The organism is Marinomonas colpomeniae (assembly GCF_014803385.1).
GTDB classification, from domain to species: domain Bacteria; phylum Pseudomonadota; class Gammaproteobacteria; order Pseudomonadales; family Marinomonadaceae; genus Marinomonas; species Marinomonas colpomeniae.
In genome coordinates, this window is sequence record NZ_JACYFC010000005.1 from 178,012 (window position 1) to 195,199 (window position 17,188).

Consider the following 17,188-nt stretch of genomic DNA (forward strand, 5'->3'; position numbering starts at 1 on the left):
TTAAACGCTCGTGTCTAATACTTCAAATTTTTTGACCAATTCATCAAGCTGTTTCATTTGCTTAAGGAAAGGCCCTAATTTACCTAGTGGCAAGGCACAAGGACCGTCACATTTAGCGCTGTCTGGCGTTGGATGTGTTTCCAGGAACAGACTAGACAAACCTAAAGACATACCGGCGCGAGCTAATTCAGTTACTTGTGCACGACGACCATCAGCAGAGTCAGAACGGCCACCCGGACGCTGCAAGGAATGCGTCACATCAAACATAACTGGGTAACCCATTTTTTTCATTTCGCCAAAACCAAGCATGTCTACAACCAAGTTGTTGTATCCCATCATGGTACCGCGCTCACACAACATCAAATTACTGTTACCTGCTTCTTCGCACTTGGTCAGAATGTGCTTCATTTCATGGGGCGCTAAAAACTGTGCTTTTTTGATATTAATCACCGCACCCGTTTTTGCCATGGCAACCACTAAATCTGTTTGGCGAGATAAGAAAGCAGGCAATTGGATCACATCCGCCACTTCAGCGACTGGCGCACATTGATGCTCTTCATGAACGTCCGTAATAACTGGTACACCAAAAGTGTCTTTAATTTCTTGTAGAATTTTTAGACCTTCTTCCATGCCAGGGCCACGGAAAGAATTGATAGAAGAACGATTCGCTTTGTCAAAAGAGCCTTTAAATACATAAGGAATCCCTAAGGCTTCCGTTACCTTTACATGCTCTTCCGCTACTTTCATGGCAAAGTCTCGCGACTCGAGCACGTTAACACCGCTAAATAAAACAAAAGGAAGATGATTGGCAACTTCAACATTATTACCAATTTTAATGATCTTTGATTCTTGAGACCTTAGTTCTTGTTGCATGGGAACTCCGTAAAAATTTCAGTTAGCTCACTCCAATAAGAACAGAGTAGCAAAATTAATATGATCGTTTAGCGGTCGTAAATTTCTAAAATACCAGACACATTCTGAGCATCGTCGACAACAATTAATAAAGTAATCTTGTCGTGTAACATCTGTTCTTCGGCCTGTACTATCATGGTATTTTCATTAATCGTTTTAGGATTTGGTGTCATCAATGCCGCCATGGTTTTATGTATCATGCCTTCGCTTTCTTTCAACATGGCACGACGTAAATCACCATCGGTGAAGATCCCCAATAACTTGTCTTCATCCTGAATTAAAACCACACCCATTCGTCCATGTGTCATCACAGAAATAGCATCTTTTAGACTAGTCTGCGAAGTACAGATTGGAAGATCATCTTTGTGCATTAAATCTTTGACTCGCGTTAAGAGCTTGCGACCTAAACTTCCACCTGGATGAAACCGTGCGAAGTCTTGTGGCTGAAAATTCCGACACTCCATCAAAGCAACTGCTAAGGCATCGCCCATTGCTGTTGTCATCGTGGTTGATGTGGTTGGTGCTAAATTATTAGGGCAGGTTTCGCGATCAATCGAAATATCCAATACGCAATCACAATGCTTTGCTAGCGTAGAGTTCATATTACCAACGAGTGCAATACTTGGATTGCCAAAACTTTTAAGAGACGGGAGTAAACGCATTAGCTCTTCGGTTTCGCCAGAATAACTAATCAGAATGAGAGTGTCTTCCGCCTGAATCATGCCTAGATCGCCATGGAATGCTTCGCCAGGATGAAGAAAAAAACTGGGGGTTCCTGTTGATGCCAAGGTTGCAGCGATTTTCTTACCAATCAGACCTGATTTTCCCATACCACAGATGATGGTCCTGCCTTTACTGGCAAGAATCATTCTTACCGCTTTGGCGAACTCTTCTGTCACTTGATTAGATAAGTTAGCAAGAGCTTGAGCTTGAATAGATAAGGTACGACGAGCACTCTCGATAAGAACATTGGAGTCAATATTCATATTAGATGAATCGCACATAAAACCTCTCTGATTTTTATAATAAACGTGAAGTGAGATTATTATACAGAGGAAGTAAAGCGCCTACCAAAGAAAGAGGCAATAAAGCGCCTTTCTTTGGTAGGGTTTATTTAACTTAAGCATCTAAGGAACTGGCCACTCAATGTTTTCAAGAAAGAAAAATACGCATTTTGATTCAGCTTAATCTCACCACCTAAAGGATCAAGAGGTGCGGTTTTCACATTAGAACCATCTAATAAGCTTTTCACAATGGCTGGACTAAATTGCGGCTCACTGAAAACACATTGGACATTGTGCTCTTCAATTTCATGACGAAGTTCAGCAACCTTTTTCGCGCCAGGCTTACGTTCTGGGCTCACAGTAACTTCCCCAGCATGACTCAAACCGTAATGCTCTTCAAAATACGTGTAGCCATCATGAAAAACGATGTAAGGCACAGTTTTTACCTTATCAAGAGATTTACGAATTTCAGCATCGGTTACAGCAAGACCTTTTACAAACTTAGCTAAATTACCTTTGTAGTAAGATGCATTATCAGAATCCAAGTAAACAAGACGCATAGTGACAGCTTCTGCTAATACTCTCGCATTATCAGGAGATAACCAAACATGAGGATCTACACCATCATGGTTGTGACCTGCATGACCTGCATGATCTGCATGATCTTCATGATCTTCATGATCTTCATGATCTTCATGATCTTCATGATCTTCATGATCTTCATGATCTTCATGATCTTCATGATCTTCATGATCTTCATGATCTTCATGATCTTCATGTTCTTCATGATCTTCATGTTCTTCATGTTCTTCTGCAAAATTGTGAAGTTTCACACCTTTTAATGCGAGCCACTCAATAGACGACTCTTCTTTATTTGCATTTTCAAGTGGCTTTTCTAAAAAGCTTTCTAATGACTCACCAACCCAAACTACAGCATCTGCATTAACTATCTTTCTAAGATCTGAAGGGCGCAAAGCAAAGTCATGTGGTGACGCAGTACTAGATACAATTTGTTGAATGTCTGCTTTATCGCCAGTAATCGCAGCAACCACCATAGAAACAGGTTTAATACTTGTGACAATAACAGGCTTAGCCAGAGCAAGAGGAGACAAAGCTGAGACACCAAGAGTAAGCAATAGTTTGTTCATTATTTGATACCAACAATTAAAGAAAACGTTATAACGTAACAATACATTACAAAAAAAAGAGATTCAAGCCATTCAACTAAAATCTCTATTTAATAGAGCTCTACATTTTTTCTCTGGATACTCAAATATTAATTCAACGCTAAATCGCTTAAAGATACAGGACGAACAATCAAACCAGCCCTTTGCCCAATAGGTAGCTTAATATTAGGAAAAACAATCGCATCTCCAGTTTTCTCAACGTGGTATTCACTCTTTTGTGAATGAGCCAATACATAGCCTTTTTCAAACTGAGTAAAGTTTTTAACATCGTCAGCAATGCTTAGCTCATAACTTTCGTCATCTTTTACCAAAGCATTTAATACCGAAAAAATATGCATATCAGATAAAGGAGATTGAGCCAATACACCAGTCTGCATCAATAAAGCTAGACTCTTCTCAATATCGGCAAAACGCGATAAATTGTTCTGGCCAAAAGGGAAAACCTTACCCAACTCAACTGTAAATGCATAAGCTCGATGCACTGCATAGCTATAATAAGAAAACGTTGTAGTAGGTTGATGCGACAGCAAAATAGCTTGGATACCACTGGCGGCTAAAAACGCTAACTGGGTTTGACTATATATTGAGTTCTCAACAAAAGGGCAAACAGCAAACTTCTCATGCACTGAACCTCGAATAGCAGTATGCAGATCATAGTGCAAACGCATTTGCTTTGCGCTACTACCTACTGCGGAATAAAAATCGCTCACAGCCAGCTCAAGTCTTTTTGCTCTTTTAGCTTCAAACCCTTCGTAATTTTTCCAAGCACCGCTGAACAATCTGTTTAAGTTCACGTCACAAAAACGCTTTGCTAAATTGGCAGCAACAGGGTTGCCAATGATCACTAAAAGACGGACCTTCAATGTCAGTTGTCCATTTAAAATCGATGCAACCAATTTATTAAGTAACTCCATTGGCCCTGTTTCGTTACCATGAATACCAACAGATAAAACAAGACTAATAGATGATTCCTGATTGGGCTCAAGCCTTAGAATACCAGTCTCTTCAACAAAACCTGTGCCACTAGGAAATAAGAACTGAAAAGGAGCAAGCTCATCTTGATTAGCTAATGTTAAAGCTAAAAAATCGTTATTCAAAATAGTCATTACTCTTCGCCTAAAGAAACCCTAAAATAAGCGTCTATCATATCAACTTTCCTAACACTGTAACCTGCATTATTTTAACGGGTGGATAAAATTGAAAAACAGGTCGCTTATTTATAATGACAAGAGCAAAAAGCAAACTAGGAGAAACCTTTTCTTTCTAACAAAATGCCGATACCCTTTATTTTTAGATTAATACATTATTTCTGTAGAGTACCTTATGCCAAAGCCTGACGAAGTCATTATATTAGTCGATAAGCACAACACGATAATTGGTGATATCCCAAGACGTTTAATGAATTTTGATACAGACTTTCATCGTGTTACTTATATTTTTGTGATTAATAAAGCAGGCAATTTACTTGTTCAGAAGCGAACCGATAATAAAGCATTTTGCCCTGGATATTATGGAGTTACTACAGGCGGTGTTGTGGATAAAGGTGAATCGTATATTGATTCTGCACACCGTGAACTGCAGGAAGAACTCGGTTTCGATGCACCACTAGAAAGCCAAGGTGTTTTCATGACGCAAGGTAAAGGCTTCAATATCTGGGGGAAACTCTACACCTGTCACTATGATCAAAAGCTACATGGTGAGTTAACACTGCAACCAAAAGAAGTCGCTTCTGTCCACGAAATGAGTATCGAGTACATTTTAAACAATAAAGATAATCTTTTGTTTACCCCAGACACCTTAGATGCGCTTCACCATTATACAAACAAGCTTACCAAGGCTCAAAATGATGACCCGTTTTAGCATTTATTTTTTAGCATTTACTATCTCCTTTCATGCAGGAGCTACAGAGCCCTGGCAGACTGACAGCTATATTCAAGACAGCTTTATAAAAATTGCATTAGAACGAGAATACAAAGAAACTAACAACCCAAAAATCATACGTTGGAACAAACCTATTAAAATTTTCTTTGAAAGCGAGAGTGGCGACTCTGTTTTTCAAAAAGAACTACTCAGCGTTCATGCCAAACACCTTTCATACATCACAGATTTATCGATTGAGTTCACTAACGACCCGAAAGAAGCTAACCTGTTTGCCATATTTACCACTTATGAAAATATGGAGAACAAAGTACAGCAATACATTGGAGACCCGGAAAAAATCCGCACGGCATTAGATGAAGCTATCTGTCTCGGTAATTTTAGGCGAAACTCTCGTTATGAAATCACCAGAGGAAGCATTATTATCCCTGTTGATTACGCCCGAGAAAAATCCCGTTTTTTAGATTGTATTGTAGAAGAAATAACGCAATTCCTAGGACTCCCTAACGATTCAAAAGATGTTTTCCCCTCTATTTTTAACGATGTAAGTATAGATATTTACTTAAGTCCACTAGACTATATTCTATTAAAAGCACTTTACTCCCCTTACTTAACTCCAGGTATGGACGTTAAACAAACTAAGAAAGCCTTCCCACAGGTATTAGCCGATTTACATAGCAAAAAAGAAATAGAAAATTCGCTAAAAAATGTACAAAAAAATAGCTTAAAAACTTATCTAGGTGATTGATTTTTTTACCTATAGTTATTAATAAACCCTGTCATAGGTCAATATTATTAGCATTTGAATACACCTTCCCATAAATTGTATTTATTCAATCTGCTTTTTTTTCACAAGTTAGGTAAAATGCGCCCATTAATTTTTCACACTGGAGAGTCCAAATGTTTCCTGAGCTAAAAAATGATCGCTTTTTGCGTGCATTACTCAAACAACCTGTTGATACCACCCCTGTATGGATGATGAGACAGGCAGGACGTTATCTACCAGAATACAGAGCTAGCCGATCTACTGCGGGTGATTTTTTGAGCCTCTGCAAAAATGATTCGTTTGCTTGTGAAGTAACCTTGCAACCACTAAAACGCTACGATCTTGATGCTGCAATTTTATTTTCAGACATTCTAACAATACCAGATGCAATGGGATTAGGTCTGTATTTTGAAGCTGGCGAAGGCCCTAAATTCAAACATGTCATCCGTAATAAAGCAGATGTTGATGCTATAGAAGCTATCACTGCAAGCGATTTAGATTACGTAATGAAAGCGGTAACTACCATCCGTCATGCGCTTAACGGTGATGTACCTCTTATTGGGTTCTCTGGCAGCCCGTGGACATTAGCTACATATATGATTGAAGGTGGCTCTAGTAAAGACTTCCGCCACATCAAAGCAATGATGTATAAATCGCCCGAAACATTACATGCATTATTGAGCAAGCTGGCGAAATCAGTTACTGCGTATCTGAACGGCCAAATATTAGCTGGGGCGCAGGCTCTACAAATTTTTGACACATGGGGCGGAATATTAAGCGGCCCGATGTATCAACAGTTCTCTTTGCTTTATATGAAAGAAATTTTAGATGGTCTTATTCGTGAACACGAAGGACAAAAAATTCCAGTTATTGTGTTTACTAAAAACGGTGGTCAATGGTTAGAAAACATCGCGGCTACAGGACCTGATGCCATTGGCTTAGATTGGACCACTGATATTTCGGAAGCTAGAGCTCGTGTCGGTCATCAAGTTGCCTTACAGGGTAATATTGATCCTTGTGTTCTTTACGCGGGTAAAGAGGTTATAGAACGAGAAGTAGAAAATGTGTTATCTGGATTTGGCCACGGTAGTGGTCATGTCTTTAACCTCGGTCATGGTATTCATCAGTTTGTGAATCCGGATCATCCGAAGTATTTAATTGATGCGGTTCATAATTTAGGCCAAAAATATCACGACCCTCAGTTTGATGATCTAGATGCAATGAATGGTCTTTAGGCAATGCAGTAACTAGTTATCTAGCTAGACATACTAACGACTGAACTATGTCTAGCTGGACTTGATCTTATGAATTAAAATTATTTGAACTAAAATCAATAGGTTGAATTAGGTTCTTCCTTACTAAGACTCATCTTCAAATAATTTTTATATCTGTATTAAATATAAGCAGAAATCATCAATCATGTGGCGACTTCTATAATAGAGTGGTATTTTTAGGTCATAAAGAACGCTTTATTCCTATGGAGACAAATGATGAAATTAATTACGGCTATAGTTAAGCCTTTTAAACTAGACGAAGTGCGTGAAGCTCTGTCTGAAATTGGAATTAGTGGTATCACGGTAACAGAAGTGAAAGGTTTTGGACGTCAACGAGGTCATACAGAACTGTACCGAGGCGCTGAATATGTTGTCGATTTTTTACCAAAAGTAAAACTTGAAATCGCAGTAGAAACAGCTCAACTTGAACGTGCCATTGAAGTGATACAACAAAGTGCTAATACAGGTAAAATTGGCGACGGTAAAATTTTCGTAACGGCACTTGAACAGGTTATCCGTATTCGTACAGGTGAAACTGGTAGCGAAGCGATCTAATCACTAAATATCTATATCTGTCATTGTATAAGAGCACCACACCAAAACAAAAAAAGAGGCATAAGCCTCTTTTTTAGTTTGTAACTCTTTTTTATATCTGGCCTATAAGATATAGAGTATTAAAGGCCCTTTATTCAGGTTTAGCCTTTCTCTGGAACCTTAATTGATAAAGTACCTAAGTATCGATTTTGACGAAGCTCTATCTGTCGGAACAACGCAATAATAACGATACTAATCACTAGATAAATAGCACCTGCCGCTAAAAAAATCTCCATCGGTGTATAGGTTCTGGCAATGATAGTTCTTGCCATTCCAGTTAGGTCTAAAATAGTAATAGTACTTGCTAATGCACTACCTTTTAGCATTAAGATAATTTCATTACCATACGCAGGCAACACAATACCAAATGCGCGAGGTAATAAAACTCGACGATACATTTGCACCTTACTCATACCGACAACTTTACAAGCCTCAACCTCTCCTTGAGGAATTGCTTGAATAGCGCCACGAAAAATTTCTGCAGTATAAGCAGAGGTATTCAAAGTAAAAGCAATAATCGCACACCAAAAAGGCTCTTCGAGTATTGGCCAAAAAATACTTTCTCTCACTACTTCAAATTGCGATGCGCCATAATACACCAAGAATATTTGCACCAATAAAGGCGTACCACGAAAGAAAAAGATATAGGCAAAAGGGATGGCCCTGACCCAAGCAATAGGTGAAATTCTTGCCAAAGCAATAGGCAATGCAAATACACCACCCAATACAACTGATAGGATAACTAATTGAAAACTTACCCAAGCGCCCTCTAACAAGCGAGGAAAGTATTCAACAACAACTGAAAAGTCCATTCCTTATCCTCTCGTTATGCCTCGGCTGGCACGCTTTTCCATATAGGAAACGAGCAGCATAGAAACAATAGTCAAAGCCAAATACATAAAAGCTGCCACCAAATAAAACAAGAATGCTTGCTTGGTACTGCTCACTGCGATATTAGCTTTACGCATAATATCTTCTAATCCAACAACGGATACTAAAGCGGTGTCTTTCAATAACACCAAAAATAAATTCCCAAGCCCAGGTAAAGCAATTCGCCATACCTGCGGCAAAATAATACGATAAAACCGTCTAACTGGCCCCATACCTAATGCAATTGCAGATTCATGCTGACCTTGAGGTATTGATTGCAACGCACCACGAAACACCTCAGTAGCATAAGCGCCAAATGTAAGACCAAGCGCTGTAACGCCTGCTGCGAATGCGCCAACCTCAATGTATTCTTCATAACCAAATAATCCAGCGATTGCCATTAAAACGCTGGTTGCTCCGAAGTAAATAATCAGAACGGTTAACAACTCAGGAATACCGCGAATAATAGTGGTATAGCCATGAGCAATCCATCGGATGGTTTTTATAGAGGACAGTTTGGCCGAAGCCCCTAACAGTCCCAATATTAAACCAACAAACAGAGAACACAGTGCTAGCTCTAGGGTAACAACAGCACCTTGCAGAAGCTGATCACCGAACCCATGAAGATCAATCATAGTTTTTTCTCAGAGTAAGCGGAAAGTAAATTCCTCGGTGTTTTAACACCGAGGAACTTTCAGATAGGTCATGCTAAGCACATTGAAAATCAATTATTCAAAACTTAGCGTTCAGACCTAGTAGATAGAGAACGGGAAGTAACGACCATTGATTTTTGCGTAAGTACCATCCGCAATAATAGCATCAAGTGCTTTATTCAATTTCGCTTTTAGCTCACTGTCACCTTTACGAACAGCAATACCAATTTCGTCATTCTTCATGAAGGAATTGCCTTTGAACTCAAATTTAGAAGCGCCTTCAGCAGTCTTCAACCAATTATATGTTGGAAGCTCATCAGACAATACGATGTCTAAACGACCAGAAATAAGGTCTAGATAAACATTGTCTTGGTTATCGTAAAATTTAAGATCTGCTTTACCAGTAAAGTTATCTTCTAGATATTGCGCACCCAAAGTAGCACGTTGAGCACCGATTGTTTTACCTTCTAATGCATCTAGATCAAATGTCTCACCAACACGGCCCATGAAACGTAAGCCACCAGAGTAGTATTTATTGGTAAAATCAACGACTTTCATACGCTCTTCAGTAATAGACATAGACGCGATGATGGCATCGAATTTACGTACTTTTAAGCCAGGAATAAGACCATCCCAATCTTGAGTTACTATTTCACAATCCGCTTCCATTCTTGAACAAAGCGCACGAGCGATGTCGACATCAAAACCCTGAGCGTTGCCTGAAGAGTCAATAAAATTAAAAGGAGCCCAAGCACCTTCTGTCGCAAAGCGTACTTTATCTGCAGCTTGAACAGAAACAGATGAAATAGCGGCTGTTAGCAATAGAGCTGAGCCTAAAACGATTTTTTTTAATTTCATAACAATACCTTTTCTTAATTATTAGATTATTTATTACCAAAATTTAAAATCAGAATATGCTTCCTGACCTTTACTTAAAACGCACTTGATATAAATGCCTTACAACGTTCAGATTTTGGCGAACCAAACACTTGATCAGGTGTGCCTTTTTCTTCAACCACACCTTGATGTAAAAAGACTACATCACTAGATACTTCACGAGCAAAATTCATTTCATGAGTCACTATCAGCATGGTACGACCCTCTTCAGCTAAATTTCGCATTACACCTAATACTTCACCTACCAATTCAGGGTCAAGCGCAGATGTTGGCTCGTCAAACAAAATAACCTGCGGATCCATAGCTAATGTTCTAGCAATAGCCACACGTTGCTGCTGCCCACCAGACAACTGATTAGGATACATATCTTTTTTCTCGGCAATCCCCACTTTACGCAATAAGTGTTCTGCATATTCAGCGACCTCTTTTTTAGGACGCTTCAACACATTAAGAGGTCCTTCCATAACATTTTGTAAAATAGTCATGTGGGGCCAAAGGTTGAAGCTTTGAAACACAAACCCTATCTGCTGTCGCATTTGAGTTAGTTGCTTCATATTATTTGCTACGAGATCAGAATCGCCCTGTACCAAATCTAATTTACTGCCATTAAAGACAATTTCACCTTTAGTCGGGTTCTCAAGCAAGTTAATACAACGTAAAAAAGTACTTTTACCAGAACCACTAGAACCAAGGATGGAAATAACATCCCCATCATAAGCTTTTAAGGAAATACCTTTTAACACATCAACATCACCAAATCTTTTATGGATATTAATGAGCTCTAATGCTGGAGTTTTAGACATACAATCTACCTTTTTTTATTACGTACTTATCATTTCTAACGTTATATGCCACGCCACTTCAAAAATGATGTTTGCTACCAATAACAATTGACATCACTCTTCTTAATATTATTCTAATTATATGATACAAAAATCAAGCCAACTACAATGTAGCCAGTAGTTTAAATTATTTTTTCCAAAGTTGCCTTTTATTCCTATCAACTTGGACAGGAATTGTATTTTTATTATATGTTTTATTACGCTCATCTCGAGGCGTCATTCCAAAAAAACCTTTATATGTTGTACTAAAATGAGGCGCAGATCCAAATCCGCATGCCACTCCAACCTCTGTAATGCTCTTATCTGTTTGCACTAGAAGTTGCTTGGCATGCTGTAATCGTAACTTCAAATAATAACGAGAAGGAACAATATCTAAGTTACTTTTAAACAATCGCTCTAAATGCCTTCGAGAGATACCGACATGATAAGCAATATCATCAGAAGATAGTGGCTCTTGAATATTTGCTTCCATTAACTGTACAGCTTCAACTAATTTTGGTTGTCCAGTACCAATCCGAGCTTGCAATGGAATTCTTTGCGGGTCTTCATGGGTGCGAATACGTTCGCATACGAATTGCTCCGAAATGCTACTTGCTAATGACATACCATGCTGTTTACCAATGAGAAATAACATCATATCCATTGCAGCTGTGCCACCACTGCAGGTATAGCGATCTCTATCAACTTCAAAAAGGTGATTAGAAACAATTGTTTGAGGAAATTCGTCACGCAAATTAGCAATACTCCACCAATGTATCGTGGCTCGATAGCCATCTAATAAACCAGTTTTAGCCAACAAATAGCTACCAGTACATACGCCACCTACTCCAACATTTCTTTTTGCTTGTTTTTTTATCCAATTTTCTAAAGTTTTATTTTCGTTTTTTGATACTGGTGAAGCCCCACAAACAAAGATAGCATCTAAATCCGTTGGTGCATCACCTGTTAAGTAGTCAGTAACGGTTGTAACGCCTGTACTTGAAGGTATTTCGTGTTTTTCATAACTAATAGTACAAAAGGAATAAAGCTCTTTTCCTGTCGTCCAATTAGCCATATGCAATGTTTCAATAGCAGAAGAAAAACCTAACATAGAGTAATTAGGTAAGAGTAAAAAACCATATTTTAATGGCTTCTTACTCGCCCGCATGATTTCTCTTGATGCAAATTCACTCTTGTGCAAAATATTATCCTGTGAAAGATAGACAAAAAAGAAGTTTATTTCGTTTAAAATGGATAACAAAGGTTTTTTTTGTCTGTAGCAAGGTTTTTTTACTCAAACGTATCTTGTATAGAAACAATATGTCGCAATTAGAAAAGTTGTTCACTATCAAAAGAGTAAAATTTTCATAATAATCTAATACAGAGTCCAAACTAAATACTTTCGAAAAATCGCATTTACGACTAGTTTTATTATGAACACCACTTTCTCGAGGACTGAGTTCTAATGACTGATTACAAAAAACACGAATTAATCGAACGCATTGAAGTAGAAATTAACGACAATTTTAATTCGATCGATGCGAACAACATCGTTCAGCTTGCCCATCTTTATTTCCAGGACTCTCTAACGGAAGATTTGACCAGCGAATCGATTGAAAACTTATACGGCACTATTGTTTGCCTATGGGATTTTTTACAACAACGCACAGCAGGCCAACCTAAAGTTCGCGTTTACAATCCGAACTACGAAGAACACAGCTGGCAATCTACACATACAGTCATCGAAATTCTGACAGAAGATATGCCCTTTCTCGTATCGTCTTTCAATATAGCTCTGGTTCGCCTTGGACACACAGTTCACATGACGGCACACCCAGCACTACCTGTCGAGCGTAATAAGAAAGGAGAATTACAGAAGATTGATGCTTCTGCAGAGGCAAACGAAGCCTTAATGCGCTTTGAGATAGACCGCCTATCAGACCTCAATTTGCTAGATGAAATTAAAGCTGAATTGCTTAAAAGTCTACTCGACGTTAAAAAAACAGTCGCTGATTGGCCAGCAATGAAAACTAAGATCAACAGTATTATTACTGAATCAGAGCAGCTGCCACATCTGAAAAATAACGAAGAGCATCAAGAGACCCTCGATTTCATGCGTTGGGTTGCTAACGATCACTTTACCTTTATTGGTTTTCGCGCTTACGATTTAACCGTAGAAGGCGAAGAAACGCACCTAAAACTAGTAGATGGTTCTGGCTTAGGTACCTTTAGAGACATAGGTGATAAAAAAGTTAAAAGAGACATTGTTTTACATGATCATCTAGCTAAATTAGCAGTCGATTCCACTAACATTCTCATTTTAACAAAATCGACAGCCGTTTCGACAGTGCATCGTCCAGCACACCTTGATTACCTCGGCATCAAACGTTTTGATAAAAAAGGCAAAGTTATTGGTGAATGGCGTTTCTTTGGTTTGTACTCTTCAGCGGCTTACATCGCTCGCTTACAAGATATTCCATTACTACGTAAGAAACTAAATTTAATCATAGAAAAAGCCAATGTAGATCCAAACAGTCACAAAGGTAAAAATTTAAAACATATTCTAAACAGCTACCCTCGTGACGAGATGCTACAAGCTCCAGCTGAAGAACTTTTCGGTACGATCGAAAGTGTTTTAGCCATTCAAGAACGCCGCCAATTACGAGTCTTTCTTCGCAAGGATATTTATGGCCGCTTCTTAAATGCTCTAGTTTATGTTCCACGTGATCGCTACAACACAGAATTCCGCATAAAAATGCAGGATATTCTGATGACAGCATGCAATGGAACTAGCTCTGAATTCAATGTTCAGTTCTCTCAGCTAGTACTTGCCCGCATTAATTTTACTATCCAAATTGCCGATCCTAAAAACAGCCCTAGCATCGACGCAGAAGACATTCAGCGTAAAATGCAAGACGCCATGAGCTCATGGGAAGACAAGCTATTAAATGCACTTCATAAAAGCCATGGAGAAGAAAGCGGTAACGTATTATTTAACGATTACTCACCTTACTTACCTCTGTCTTATCAAGAAGATTTTTCACCAAACGCAGCTGTTTTAGATATTGAACGTCTAAGCCTATTAGCAGGCGAAGGCGATATTTCAACACATATCTACCGTCAAGTCGGACAAGCTAAAAACAACTATTTTTTCAAAGTATATGGCGCTGGTACAACCTTAATTCTTTCCGATGTATTACCTATTTTGGAATGCATGGGATTAAGAGTGTTAGAAGCTAGGCCTTATGAGCTTGATCAAAATGGTGATGGGAAAGCTGACACTTGGGTCGTTGAGTTTGCCATCAGTGTGGATGCTGATGTAAATCTTGAGAAAAACACTCAACGCGAAGCTTTCCAAGACGCTTTCAATCAAGTATTTAGTCGCCGAGTTGAGAATGACCGCTTTAACGCTCTCGTATTGAATGCGTCATTAACTTGGCGTCAAATTACTATGCTACGCGCATTAACTAAATATTTAATGCAGCTACAAGTGCCTTTCTCTGGGCAATACATGCAACAAACTCTAGAGAAAAACACCAGTATTACACGTTTGTTAGTTCAACTTTTCGAACAGAGATTTGATCCTAGCCAAATCAGCAAACGCAGTGAAAAAGTAGAAAAAACACTTGAGAAGATCGACTTAGAATTAGATCAAGTAGCGAATCTAGATGAAGACCGTATTTTGAAGCACTACTTATCCGTGCTTCAAGCCATGCTTCGTACTAACTTCTATCAAGCTGGCGCAGAAGGTGAAATAAAAGATTACGTGTCTTTCAAATTAGACCCTTCGTTGATTCCTGCCGTGCCACTACCAAGACCTAAATTTGAAATCTTTGTCTACGCACCTTGGGTCGAAGGGATTCATATGCGAGGCGGAAAAGTCGCTCGTGGTGGTCTTCGCTGGTCAGATCGAATGGAAGATTTCCGTACTGAGGTGCTTGGTCTAGTAAAAGCACAAATGGTTAAAAATGCGGTTATCGTACCATCTGGCGCCAAAGGTGGTTTTGTTGCGAAACAATTGAAAAAGAATGCATCTCGTGAAGAAGTCCAAGCAGAAGTCATTCACTGCTACACAACATTCATCAGTGGTTTGTTAGATATTACTGACAACCTTGTTCAAAACGAGGTCGTTCCACCAAAATGCGTACTTCGCTATGACGAAGATGACCCATACCTAGTTGTTGCAGCAGACAAAGGCACCGCGACTTTCTCAGATTTGGCCAATAGTATTTCTGAAAAGTACGGCTTCTGGCTGGGTGACGCTTTCGCTTCAGGTGGCTCCAACGGTTACGATCACAAGAAAATGGGTATTACTGCTCGTGGAGCATGGGAATCGGTTAAACGTCAATTCCAAGAGATAGGTATTAATTGCCAAACGACAGACTTCACAACGGTTGGTATTGGCGACATGGCTGGTGACGTATTTGGTAACGGCATGCTGTTATCTAAGCACATTCGCCTGATTGCAGCTTTTAACCACATGCATATCTTTATCGACCCCACTCCAGACGCAGCATCTTCCTTTGTTGAACGCGAACGCATGTTCAACCTACCTCGCTCTTCTTGGGAAGACTACAACAAAGAATTGATTTCAAAAGGCGGTGGTATTTTCAATCGCTCGGCAAAATCGATTCCAATCAATGCGGATATCCGCAAAGCATTAAGTATTGAAGGCAACATTAAATCAATGGCACCAACCGATTTGATGAACGCTATACTGAAAGCACAAGTTGACCTACTTTGGAACGGCGGTATTGGTACTTACGTAAAATCCGAAAGTGAATCTCATGCAGAAGCAGGGGACAATGCTAACAACGGACTACGTGTAAATGGTAAAGAGCTTCGCTGTAAAATCGTTGGTGAAGGCGGCAATCTAGGTCTAACACAACTGGGTCGCATTGAGTTTGCTCAAAATGGTGGCCTGATTAGTACAGATGCCATCGATAATTCTGCTGGCGTAGACAGCTCTGACCACGAAGTAAACATCAAAATATTATTGAATAGTGTTGTTGAAAGTGGAGACATGACAGAGAAGCAACGTAATAGCTTACTTGCAGAAATGACTGATGAAGTGGGCAGCCTGGTGTTGCGTCACAACCTTGGTCAAAGTCACGTTCTATCCATTGCTAAGGCTCAAGCGTCTGAACGTCTAGCCGATCACTGGCGCTTAATTCAATCTTTGGTCAGAGAAGGTCGTTTAAATCGTGAAATCGAGTTTTTACCAAGCGATTCGCAAATTAAAAAACGCTTAAATAAAGGGCAAGGTTTAACTCGTCCTGAAATTTCTGTTTTATTAGCTTATTCTAAAATTAAACTATCCGAACAACTTGTTGAAGATGGTATTGGTGAAGACGCAGATCTACTCACTCAAATCAGTGAATACTTCCCAACCCCATTAACTAAGCGCTTTGCTGATCAAATGTCATCACATCCCCTAATTAAAGAGATTGTTGCTGGGCATATCACCAATAATCTTGGCAATCGTATGGGATCTACGTTCACTACTTACATGCAAGAAGAGACAGGCGCATCTTCCTTGAATGTTGTACGAGCGTACATGGTGGCAGAAGATATATTTGGGATTCCAGAGTTATGGGATGCCATTAATCGTTTAGATTTTACAATTTCTAATGAAATTTCAAATACCTTACTTATTCGTATTCAAGGTCTTCTAGAACGAGCAACACTTTGGCTATTACGCAATACCCGTGAAAGCCTTTCCGTTCAACGCTTGAAAGACACTTATAAGCCTGGTGTAGAAATAATTAGAGCAAACATACAAGCCATTTTAACAGAGCCTAGCCAAGTATATTTAGCGGATATCACAGCTGATCTTGTTGCTCAAAATATCCCCGCGGATATAGCTGAGAGACTATCTTCACTTAATTACTTGTTCTATGGGTTGGACATCATTCGTGTTGCCGCCAATACAAGCACTGAAGTATTAGATGTTGCACAAACCTATTTCGCCCTAGAGATGGATTTAGAGCTACATTGGTTACGCCGTAAAGCAAGTGAACTGTCTGCTGAAGATATGTGGCAACGTCGTGCTAAAGCGGGTCTTGGTGATGAAGTAGATAACAGCTTAAGAACTCTGACCCAAGAAGTTATTCAATCCAGTGTAGACATCAAAAAACTGGATGAACGTCTAACTCATTGGCGCGAATCAAACAGCGATAGCATTAAACATTACCGTACAACGTTTAGAGAAATCAAAACGGAAAGCGAATTAACACTCGCCATGGTAACTGTGGCTATTCGTGAGTTGAGAAATCTGATATAAACCAAAAGGTGGCCGTCGCTTCGGCCACCTATTTTTCAAGAGGAATACA

14 protein-coding genes are annotated in these 17,188 nt (G+C 39.3%); 5 read left to right on the plus strand and 9 right to left on the minus strand.

Translation table 11 applies throughout. The annotated features are described in order from the left end of the window. The 4 genes from kdsA to astE form a co-directional block, all read right to left on the minus strand. On the minus strand, positions 1-873 hold the full coding sequence (gene kdsA / locus IF202_RS15110) for a 3-deoxy-8-phosphooctulonate synthase (RefSeq protein WP_191595744.1): 873 nt from the start codon (positions 871-873) through the stop codon (positions 1-3). 68 nt (positions 874-941) lie between these two features. Then, positions 942-1,916, minus strand: coding sequence for a KpsF/GutQ family sugar-phosphate isomerase (locus IF202_RS15115; protein WP_191595745.1), 975 nt, complete (start codon positions 1,914-1,916; stop codon positions 942-944). Between the two features lie 110 nt (positions 1,917-2,026). Continuing rightward, positions 2,027-3,064 carry a zinc ABC transporter substrate-binding protein gene (locus IF202_RS15120; RefSeq protein ID WP_191595746.1) on the minus strand — a complete coding sequence of 346 codons (1,038 nt, stop codon included), beginning with the start codon at positions 3,062-3,064 and terminating at the stop codon, positions 2,027-2,029. A 128-nt stretch (positions 3,065-3,192) separates the two neighbouring features. Next, positions 3,193-4,209 (minus strand): succinylglutamate desuccinylase, encoded by a 1,017-nt coding sequence (gene astE, locus IF202_RS15125; protein ID WP_191595747.1) that lies wholly within the window; start codon positions 4,207-4,209, stop codon positions 3,193-3,195. Between the two features lie 217 nt (positions 4,210-4,426). On the opposite strand from astE, the gene IF202_RS15130 reads away from it, so the two are divergent. The 4 genes from IF202_RS15130 (at position 4,427) to glnK (ending at position 7,576) form a co-directional block, all read left to right on the plus strand. Beyond that, positions 4,427-4,963, plus strand: a complete 537-nt coding sequence (locus IF202_RS15130) for an NUDIX hydrolase (RefSeq protein WP_191595748.1) — start codon at positions 4,427-4,429, stop codon at positions 4,961-4,963. Continuing rightward, positions 4,947-5,729 carry a DUF2927 domain-containing protein gene (locus tag IF202_RS15135; RefSeq protein ID WP_235963571.1) on the plus strand — a complete coding sequence of 261 codons (783 nt, stop codon included), beginning with the start codon at positions 4,947-4,949 and terminating at the stop codon, positions 5,727-5,729. Before IF202_RS15130 ends, IF202_RS15135 begins: the two co-directional genes overlap by 17 nt. A gap of 152 nt (positions 5,730-5,881) precedes the next feature. Further along, entirely contained in the window at positions 5,882-6,982 is a 1,101-nt protein-coding gene (gene hemE, locus IF202_RS15140) for a uroporphyrinogen decarboxylase (RefSeq protein WP_191595749.1), read from the plus strand. A 255-nt stretch (positions 6,983-7,237) separates the two neighbouring features. Further along, entirely contained in the window at positions 7,238-7,576 is a 339-nt protein-coding gene (gene glnK / locus IF202_RS15145) for a P-II family nitrogen regulator (RefSeq protein ID WP_191595801.1), read from the plus strand. Between the two features lie 140 nt (positions 7,577-7,716). Here glnK and IF202_RS15150 read toward each other — a convergent pair whose 3' ends face one another. From IF202_RS15150 to IF202_RS15170, 5 genes are all read right to left on the minus strand, one after another. Further along, a complete protein-coding gene (locus tag IF202_RS15150) occupies positions 7,717-8,427 on the minus strand; it encodes an ABC transporter permease (RefSeq protein ID WP_191595750.1) in 711 nt (236 codons plus the stop codon). 3 nt (positions 8,428-8,430) lie between these two features. Next, entirely contained in the window at positions 8,431-9,120 is a 690-nt protein-coding gene (locus tag IF202_RS15155) for an ABC transporter permease (protein WP_191595751.1), read from the minus strand. Between the two features lie 117 nt (positions 9,121-9,237). Next, entirely contained in the window at positions 9,238-9,996 is a 759-nt protein-coding gene (locus IF202_RS15160; RefSeq protein WP_191595752.1) for a transporter substrate-binding domain-containing protein, read from the minus strand. A 74-nt stretch (positions 9,997-10,070) separates the two neighbouring features. Then, entirely contained in the window at positions 10,071-10,838 is a 768-nt protein-coding gene (locus tag IF202_RS15165; protein ID WP_191595753.1) for an ABC transporter ATP-binding protein, read from the minus strand. Positions 10,839-11,004: 166 nt separating this feature from the next. Continuing rightward, entirely contained in the window at positions 11,005-12,024 is a 1,020-nt protein-coding gene (locus tag IF202_RS15170) for a GlxA family transcriptional regulator (RefSeq protein WP_191595802.1), read from the minus strand. Positions 12,025-12,321: 297 nt separating this feature from the next. On the opposite strand from IF202_RS15170, the gene IF202_RS15175 reads away from it, so the two are divergent. Further along, positions 12,322-17,139 (plus strand): NAD-glutamate dehydrogenase, encoded by a 4,818-nt coding sequence (locus tag IF202_RS15175; protein ID WP_191595754.1) that lies wholly within the window; start codon positions 12,322-12,324, stop codon positions 17,137-17,139. The last annotated feature ends 49 nt before the right edge of the window (positions 17,140-17,188 follow it).